The 8558-nt window shown below is 51.0% G+C and carries 8 protein-coding genes; all 8 read left to right on the top strand.

Going from position 1 to position 8558, the window contains the following annotated elements:
- A partial coding sequence (locus tag AC2FC2_RS25880) for an EF-Tu C-terminal domain-related protein (protein ID WP_490660138.1) occupies window positions 1-357 on the top strand: 357 nt, incomplete at its 5' end.
- Between the two features lie 258 nt (window positions 358-615).
- Entirely contained in the window at window positions 616-999 is a 384-nt protein-coding gene (gene secE, locus AC2FC2_RS25875) for a preprotein translocase subunit SecE (protein WP_020828746.1), read from the top strand.
- Window position 1000: 1 nt separating this feature from the next.
- Window positions 1001-1546 (top strand): transcription termination/antitermination protein NusG, encoded by a 546-nt coding sequence (gene nusG, locus AC2FC2_RS25870; protein ID WP_004953928.1) that lies wholly within the window; start codon window positions 1001-1003, stop codon window positions 1544-1546.
- Window positions 1547-1704: 158 nt separating this feature from the next.
- The gene (rplK, locus tag AC2FC2_RS25865) at window positions 1705-2133 is read left to right on the top strand and encodes a 50S ribosomal protein L11 (RefSeq protein ID WP_015376316.1); all 429 of its coding nucleotides are present in this window, start codon (window positions 1705-1707) and stop codon (window positions 2131-2133) included.
- A 3-nt stretch (window positions 2134-2136) separates the two neighbouring features.
- Window positions 2137-2841 (top strand): 50S ribosomal protein L1, encoded by a 705-nt coding sequence (gene rplA, locus AC2FC2_RS25860; RefSeq protein ID WP_012004742.1) that lies wholly within the window; start codon window positions 2137-2139, stop codon window positions 2839-2841.
- Window positions 2842-3170: 329 nt separating this feature from the next.
- Window positions 3171-3668: a 50S ribosomal protein L10 gene (gene rplJ, locus AC2FC2_RS25855; protein ID WP_037425754.1), complete on the top strand. Its 498-nt coding sequence runs from the start codon at window positions 3171-3173 to the stop codon at window positions 3666-3668.
- A 62-nt stretch (window positions 3669-3730) separates the two neighbouring features.
- Window positions 3731-4096: a 50S ribosomal protein L7/L12 gene (rplL, locus tag AC2FC2_RS25850; protein ID WP_209640422.1), complete on the top strand. Its 366-nt coding sequence runs from the start codon at window positions 3731-3733 to the stop codon at window positions 4094-4096.
- A gap of 334 nt (window positions 4097-4430) precedes the next feature.
- On the top strand, window positions 4431-8459 hold the full coding sequence (rpoB, locus tag AC2FC2_RS25845) for a DNA-directed RNA polymerase subunit beta (RefSeq protein ID WP_037425757.1): 4029 nt from the start codon (window positions 4431-4433) through the stop codon (window positions 8457-8459).
- Window positions 8460-8558: the final 99 nt, after the last annotated feature.

Genomic DNA, 8558 nt, shown 5'->3' with positions numbered 1-8558 from the left:
GTTCTGCTGCGTGGTATCAAGCGTGAAGATATCGAACGTGGTCAGGTACTGGCTAAACCAGGTTCAATCAAGCCACACACCAAATTCGACTCAGAAGTGTACATCCTGAGCAAAGAAGAAGGTGGTCGTCACACGCCATTCTTCAAAGGCTACCGTCCACAGTTCTACTTCCGTACAACTGACGTGACCGGTACCATCGAACTGCCAGAAGGCGTTGAGATGGTAATGCCAGGCGACAACGTGAACATGGTTGTAACCCTGATTCACCCAATCGCGATGGACGACGGTCTGCGTTTCGCAATCCGTGAAGGCGGCCGTACTGTAGGCGCTGGTGTTGTTGCTAAAGTTATCGCTTAATCGCTGATAACGTTTGACGCGACACGCGGTAAAAGGGCATCATTTGATGCCCTTTTTCTACGCTGTGAACTAGAACCTATCTCATCAGCGATTTTGCAGTCATAATCATTGGTGAGATGGGCTCTTAAAGCCGTATTGACTGAGATACGTCATAGCGTAAAACACCGAAATGCTGCCGAGCGGCATTTGATCGGTTTGGTTTGTCTTGCTGTGCGAGGCAAAGTTGTCTGTTCTGAATTCATTGTGACAGGTTGGTTTATGAGTGCGAATACCGAGGCTCAAGGGAGCGGGCGCGGCCTGGAAACGGCTAAGTGGCTGATCGTCGCCGTTCTGTTGGTTGTAGCGATTGTCGGTAACTATTACTACCGTGATTTCAGCCTGCCATTACGTGCGCTGGCTGTTGTAGTGGTTATCGCTGTTGCTGGCGCTGTAGCGCTGATGACCACCAAAGGCAAGGCCACCGTCGCGTTTGCGCGCGAAGCGCGTACAGAAGTGCGCAAGGTGATCTGGCCAACTCGTCAGGAAACGCTACATACCACGTTGATCGTTGCCGCGGTAACTGCCGTGATGTCACTGATTCTGTGGGGCCTGGATGGTATTCTGGTCCGTCTGGTATCGTTTATTACTGGCCTGAGGTTCTAAAATGTCTGAAGCTCCAAAAAAACGTTGGTACGTCGTTCAGGCGTTTTCCGGTTTTGAAGGTCGCGTAGCGCAATCGCTGCGTGAACACATCAAACTGCACGATATGGAAGAGCTGTTCGGCGAAGTCATGGTGCCTACGGAAGAAGTCGTTGAAATCCGTGGTGGCCAGCGTCGTAAAAGTGAACGTAAGTTCTTCCCGGGCTATGTACTGGTCCAGATGGTGATGAATGACGCCAGCTGGCACTTGGTGCGTAGCGTTCCACGCGTTATGGGTTTCATCGGCGGTACCTCTGACCGTCCGGCACCGATCAGCGATAAAGAAGTTGATGCGATTATGAACCGCCTGCAGCAGGTTGGTGATAAGCCGCGTCCTAAAACGCTGTTCGAGCCGGGTGAATTGGTCCGTGTTAACGATGGTCCGTTCGCTGACTTCAACGGGGTTGTTGAAGAAGTGGATTACGAGAAGAGCCGTTTGAAAGTTTCTGTTTCCATCTTTGGGCGTGCAACGCCGGTGGAACTGGACTTTGCTCAGGTTGAAAAAGGCTGATCAATTAATCAGCAATAAGTGGTTTTTTGCCGCTTGCCATAGGCGCGAAATTGAACTATAATTTCGCGCCTTTTGTTTTTATAGACCTTGCTCATTGAGCGAGGTTAAACACGGGGAGCCTCTATTGAGGCGATATTACCCAAACCGAGGAATTGTAAATGGCCAAGAAAGTACAAGCCTACGTTAAGCTGCAAGTTGCAGCCGGTATGGCTAACCCAAGTCCGCCAGTTGGTCCAGCTCTGGGTCAGCAAGGCGTTAACATCATGGAATTCTGTAAGGCGTTCAATGCTAAGACTGACAGCGTTGAGAAAGGTCTGCCGATTCCGGTTGTTATTACTGTTTATTCTGATCGCTCCTTCACTTTCGTTACCAAAACCCCGCCAGCAGCAGTTCTGCTGAAAAAAGCGGCTGGTATCAAGTCTGGTTCAGGCAAGCCGAACAAAGACAAAGTAGGTAAAGTGACTCGTGCTCAGGTACGTGAAATCGCAGAAACCAAAGCTGCGGACATGACTGGTTCTGACGTTGAAGCGATGACTCGCTCCATCGAAGGTACTGCTCGTTCCATGGGCCTGGTAGTGGAGGATTAAGAAATGGCTAAGCTGACCAAGCGCATGCGCGTGATCCGTGACAAAGTTGATGCTACTAAACAGTATGACATCACCGAAGCTGTTGCTCTGCTGAAAGAGCTGGCCACCGCTAAATTCGTAGAAAGCGTTGACGTTGCTGTTAACCTCGGCATCGACGCTCGTAAATCTGACCAAAACGTTCGTGGCGCTACCGTTCTGCCAAACGGCACCGGTCGTTCCGTTCGCGTTGCCGTATTTGCCCAAGGCCCTAACGCTGAAGCAGCTAAAGCTGCTGGCGCAGAGCTGGTAGGTATGGAAGATCTGGCAGACCAGATCAAAAAAGGCGAAATGAACTTCGACGTTGTTATTGCTTCTCCAGATGCAATGCGCGTTGTTGGTCAACTGGGCCAGATCCTGGGTCCACGTGGCCTGATGCCAAACCCGAAAGTGGGTACCGTTACTCCGAACGTTGCTGAAGCTGTGAAAAACGCTAAAGCAGGTCAGGTTCGTTACCGTAACGACAAAAACGGCATCATCCATACCACTATCGGTAAGGTTGATTTCGAGTCAGACAAGCTGAAAGAAAACCTGGAAGCCCTGCTGGTTGCGCTGAAAAAAGCAAAACCATCTCAGGCGAAAGGCGTGTACATCAAGAAAGTTAGCCTCTCCACCACCATGGGTGCTGGCGTTGCTATCGATCAAAGCGGCCTGACTGCTGTAGCGAACTAATCGCCCTGCGATTATCGCTTTGACTTGGGGGTAAGATTTGTCTAGAATCTTATGCCCCAAGGTTTTGCTATTGGCTTGCCCATAGTGAAACAAAAGATTTTTCGGTTGGAGCCTGGCCTATCCAGGCCTCCGTCCAAGACCGCAGGTGTATCGAAAGGTACTTAATCTTTCCTGCGTAGACGGTGACAGAGCCTAAAGAAAATTTTAAATTGTCTTTGCTGGATTCTGCTCACCGTGTTTGAACGCTCTCACTGCGTGATTTATCACAAGGTGTTGAGTGATGTGAGTGCCGGGGATTTCCCCCGGCTAAATCCAGGAGCAAAAAGCTAATGGCATTAAATCTTCAAGACAAACAAGCGATTGTTGCTGAAGTCACCGAAGTAGCCAAAGGCGCGCTGTCTGCGGTTGTTGCGGATTCTCGTGGCGTTACCGTTGATAAAATGACTGAACTGCGTAAAGCAGGTCGTGAAGCTGGCGTTTACATGCGTGTTGTTCGTAACACCCTGATGCGTCGCGTAGTTGAAGGCACTCCATTCGAATGCCTGAAAGACACGTTCGTCGGTCCTACCTTGATTGCATTTTCTCATGAACACCCGGGCGCTGCTGCTCGTCTGTTCAAAGATTTCGCGAAAGCGAATGCAAAGTTCGAGATTAAAGCTGCGGCCTTTGAAGGTGAGCTGATCCCTGCGGCACAAATTGACCGCTTGGCAACTCTGCCTACTTACGATGAAGCAATCGCACGCCTGATGGCAACCATGAAAGAAGCCGCTGCTGGCAAATTGGTTCGCACTCTGGCTGCACTGCGCGATCAGAAAGAAGCGGCATAAGCCCTTTTTCTTATCCGTTGCTTACGTATTTAAACTATTTCTGAATTTTAGGAACAATTGTTATGTCTATCACTAAAGACCAAATTATCGAAGGCGTTGCAGCTCTGTCTGTAATGGAAATCGTTGAACTGATCGCCGCTATGGAAGAGAAGTTCGGTGTTTCTGCTGCTGCTGTAGCTGCAGGTCCTGCTGCTGCTGCTGAAGCTGTTGAAGAAAAAACTGAATTCGACGTTGTACTGAAAGGTATCGGCGCGAACAAAGTTGCAGTAATCAAAGCAGTACGTGGCGCAACTGGCCTGGGTCTGAAAGAAGCTAAAGACCTGGTTGAGTCTGCACCAGCATCACTGAAAGAAGGCATCAGCAAAGACGACGCTGAAGCACTGAAAAAAGCTCTGGAAGAAGCTGGCGCTGAAGTTGAAGTTAAATAAGCCACTGCTTTCTGAGTGCAGTCTGTTTTAACTAACAGACTGATGGCTGGTGACTTTTTGGTCACCAGCCTTTTTGCGCTGTAGGGCGTCAGTAGAGTTTCACACTGTTTGGCTACTGGCTAACCCCAATATTTCTTTCTATCGACGACTTAATATATTGCTCTCCCTGCCGCAGCAAAATCTGCCGTACAGCGCAACGAAATGATTTAAGCGTGATAGAAACGAGTATTGCGGAAAGTGTTCCCGCTTTCCGGTCGACAAAATGGTGTTGCGTGAACCGTCCTATATCCGGACGGACAGATAGGTTCGACTTTCCAGCGAGCTGAGGAACCCTATGGTTTACTCCTATACCGAGAAAAAACGTATTCGTAAGGATTTTGGTAAGCGTCCACAAGTTTTGGACATACCATATCTCCTTTCTATCCAGCTTGACTCGTTCCAGAAGTTTATCGAGCAAGATCCAGAAGGGCAATACGGCTTAGAAGCTGCATTCCGTTCTGTTTTCCCTATCCAGAGCTACAGTGGCAATTCGGAGCTGCAATACGTTAGCTACCGTCTTGGTGAGCCGGTCTTCGACGTCAAAGAGTGCCAGATCCGTGGTGTGACGTTCTCTGCACCGCTGCGCGTCAAACTGCGCCTGGTCATCTATGAGCGTGAAGCTCCGGAAGGTACGGTCAAAGACATCAAGGAACAAGAAGTCTATATGGGCGAAATTCCGCTCATGACCGAAAACGGCACCTTTGTGATCAACGGTACTGAGAGGGTTATCGTATCTCAGCTTCACCGTAGTCCTGGCGTATTCTTTGACAGCGATAAGGGTAAAACCCACTCTTCGGGTAAAGTGCTGTATAACGCACGTATCATCCCTTACCGCGGTTCATGGTTGGATTTCGAGTTTGACCCGAAAGACAACCTGTTTGTACGTATTGACCGTCGCCGTAAATTGCCTGCGACTATCATTCTGCGTGCACTGAACTACACCACTGAACAGATCCTTGACCTGTTCTTTGCGAAAGTCGTATTCGAGATCCGTGATAACAAGCTGCAGATGGAGCTGGTTCCAGAACGTCTGCGTGGTGAAACTGCTTCGTTTGATATCGAAGCCAACGGCAAGATCTACATTGAGAAAGGCCGTCGTATCACCGCTCGTCATATCCGTCAGCTCGAAAAAGACGAAATTCAGAGTATTGAAGTACCGGTTGAGTACATCGCGGGCAAAGTGGTCGCGAAGGACTATATCGATACCAATACTGGTGAGCTGATCTGTGCAGCCAACATGGAGCTGTCTCTGGATCTGCTGGCCAAACTGAGCCAGTCAGGCCACAAGCGTATTGAAACGCTGTTCACCAACGATCTGGACCACGGTGCGTACATCTCTGAGACCGTACGTGTCGATCCAACAAGTGATCGTCTGAGCGCGCTGGTAGAAATCTACCGCATGATGCGCCCTGGTGAGCCGCCAACGCGCGAAGCTGCTGAAAGCCTGTTCGAGAACCTGTTCTTCTCTGAAGACCGCTATGATCTGTCTGCGGTTGGTCGTATGAAGTTCAACCGTTCTCTGCTGCGTGACGAGATCGAAGGTTCGGGCATCCTGAGCAAAGACGACATCATTGAAGTGATGAAGAAGCTCATCGATATCCGTAACGGTAAAGGCGAAGTGGACGATATCGACCACTTGGGCAACCGTCGTATCCGTTCCGTCGGCGAAATGGCTGAGAACCAGTTCCGTGTAGGTCTGGTACGTGTTGAGCGTGCGGTTAAAGAACGTCTGTCCCTGGGCGATCTGGATACCCTGATGCCACAGGACATGATCAACGCCAAGCCAATTTCGGCGGCGGTGAAAGAGTTCTTCGGCTCCAGCCAGCTGTCTCAGTTTATGGACCAGAACAACCCGTTGTCTGAGATTACGCACAAACGTCGTATCTCTGCATTGGGCCCAGGCGGTCTGACCCGTGAACGTGCCGGCTTTGAAGTTCGAGACGTACACCCGACTCACTACGGTCGCGTGTGTCCAATCGAAACGCCGGAAGGTCCAAACATCGGTCTGATCAACTCCTTGTCCGTGTACGCACAGACGAACGAGTATGGCTTCCTGGAAACCCCGTACCGCCGTGTGCGTGACGGTTTGGTTACCGATGAAATCAACTATCTGTCTGCTATTGAAGAAGGCAACTTCGTTATCGCTCAGGCGAACTCCAACCTGGATGATGACGGCCGCTTTGTAGAAGACTTGGTCACCTGTCGTAGCAAAGGCGAATCAAGCCTGTTCAGCCGCGACCAGGTTGACTATATGGACGTATCAACCCAGCAGGTTGTTTCCGTTGGTGCTTCACTGATTCCATTCCTGGAACACGATGACGCCAACCGTGCATTGATGGGTGCGAACATGCAACGTCAGGCGGTTCCAACCTTGCGCGCTGATAAGCCGCTGGTAGGTACCGGTATGGAACGTGCTGTAGCTGTTGACTCCGGTGTTACCGCCGTAGCTCGACGTGGCGGTGTGATCCAGTACGTGGATGCTTCCCGTATCGTTATCAAAGTTAACGAAGACGAGATGCACGCGGGCGAAGCAGGTATCGATATTTATAACCTGACCAAGTACACCCGTTCTAACCAGAACACCTGCATCAACCAGATGCCGTGTGTGAACCTGGGTGAGCCAATCGAGCGCGGCGACGTGCTGGCAGATGGCCCGTCCACCGATCTGGGTGAACTGGCACTGGGCCAGAACATGCGCGTGGCGTTCATGCCGTGGAACGGCTACAACTTCGAAGACTCCATCTTGGTGTCCGAGCGTGTGGTTCAGGAAGATCGCTTCACTACCATCCACATTCAGGAACTGGCGTGTGTGTCTCGCGACACCAAGTTGGGGCCTGAAGAGATCACTGCTGACATCCCTAACGTAGGTGAAGCTGCGCTCTCCAAACTGGATGAATCCGGTATCGTGTATATCGGTGCTGAAGTGACCGGTGGTGACATTCTGGTTGGTAAGGTAACGCCAAAAGGTGAAACCCAGCTGACGCCAGAAGAGAAGCTGCTGCGTGCGATCTTCGGTGAGAAGGCATCTGACGTTAAAGATTCCTCTCTGCGTGTACCAAACGGCGTTTCCGGTACGATTATCGACGTGCAGGTCTTCACCCGCGATGGCGTGGAAAAAGACAAGCGTGCGTTGGAAATCGAAGAGATGCAGCTGAAGCAGGCGAAAAAAGACCTGACTGAAGAACTGCAAATCCTGGAAGCTGGTCTGTTTACGCGTATCCATGCAGTGCTGGTTGCCGGTGGCGTTGAAGCTGAAAAGCTGAGCAAGCTGCCACGCGATCGCTGGCTGGAACTGGGCCTGACCGACGAAGAGAAGCAAAACCAGCTGGAACAGTTGGCAGAGCAGTACGACGAGCTGAAATCCGACTTCGAGAAGAAGCTGGACGCCAAGCGTCGTAAGATCACCCAGGGCGATGATCTGGCACCAGGCGTGCTGAAAATCGTTAAGGTTTATCTGGCCGTTAAACGTCAGATCCAACCGGGTGACAAGATGGCAGGCCGCCACGGTAACAAGGGTGTTATCTCCAAGATCAACCCGATCGAGGATATGCCTTACGATGAAAACGGCACGCCGGTTGACATCGTACTGAACCCGCTGGGCGTACCATCACGTATGAACATCGGTCAGATCCTGGAAACCCACCTGGGTATGGCTGCTAAAGGTATTGGTGAGAAGATCAACCAAATGCTGAAGCAGCATCAGGAAGTGGCTAAGCTGCGTGAGTTCATTCAAAAGGCTTACGATCTGGGTGACGATGTCTGCCAGAAAGTTGACCTGAACACCTTCACCGACGACGAAGTACTGCGTCTGGCAGAGAACCTGAAAAAAGGTATGCCAATCGCAACGCCGGTGTTTGATGGTGCGAAAGAGACTGAAATCAAGCAACTGCTGGAAATGGGCGGGATCCCAACCTCGGGTCAGATTACGCTGTTCGATGGCCGTACCGGTGAGCAATTCGAGCGCCAGGTTACTGTTGGCTATATGTACATGCTGAAACTGAACCACTTGGTTGACGATAAAATGCACGCCCGTTCAACCGGTTCTTACAGCTTGGTTACTCAGCAACCGCTGGGTGGTAAGGCGCAGTTCGGTGGTCAACGCTTCGGTGAGATGGAAGTGTGGGCACTGGAAGCATACGGCGCAGCTTATACCCTGCAGGAAATGCTTACCGTTAAGTCGGATGACGTTAACGGCCGTACCAAGATGTACAAAAACATCGTGGATGGCGATCACCGCATGGAACCTGGCATGCCGGAGTCCTTCAACGTACTGTTGAAAGAAATCCGCTCGCTCGGTATCAACATCGAACTGGAAGACGAGTAATCGTGTTCCGGCTCAGGCTCCCGGCCTTAGGGAGCCTGAGGGTGGTTGTTCAGGTCACACGGGTACCTACTGCAGTTGTGGGTACCCAACAGGTTTAAC

The sequence above is a fragment of the Serratia sp. CoH_122_TC_1 genome (assembly GCF_058191755.1).
This window is presented reverse-complemented; position numbering and strand designations above follow the sequence as displayed.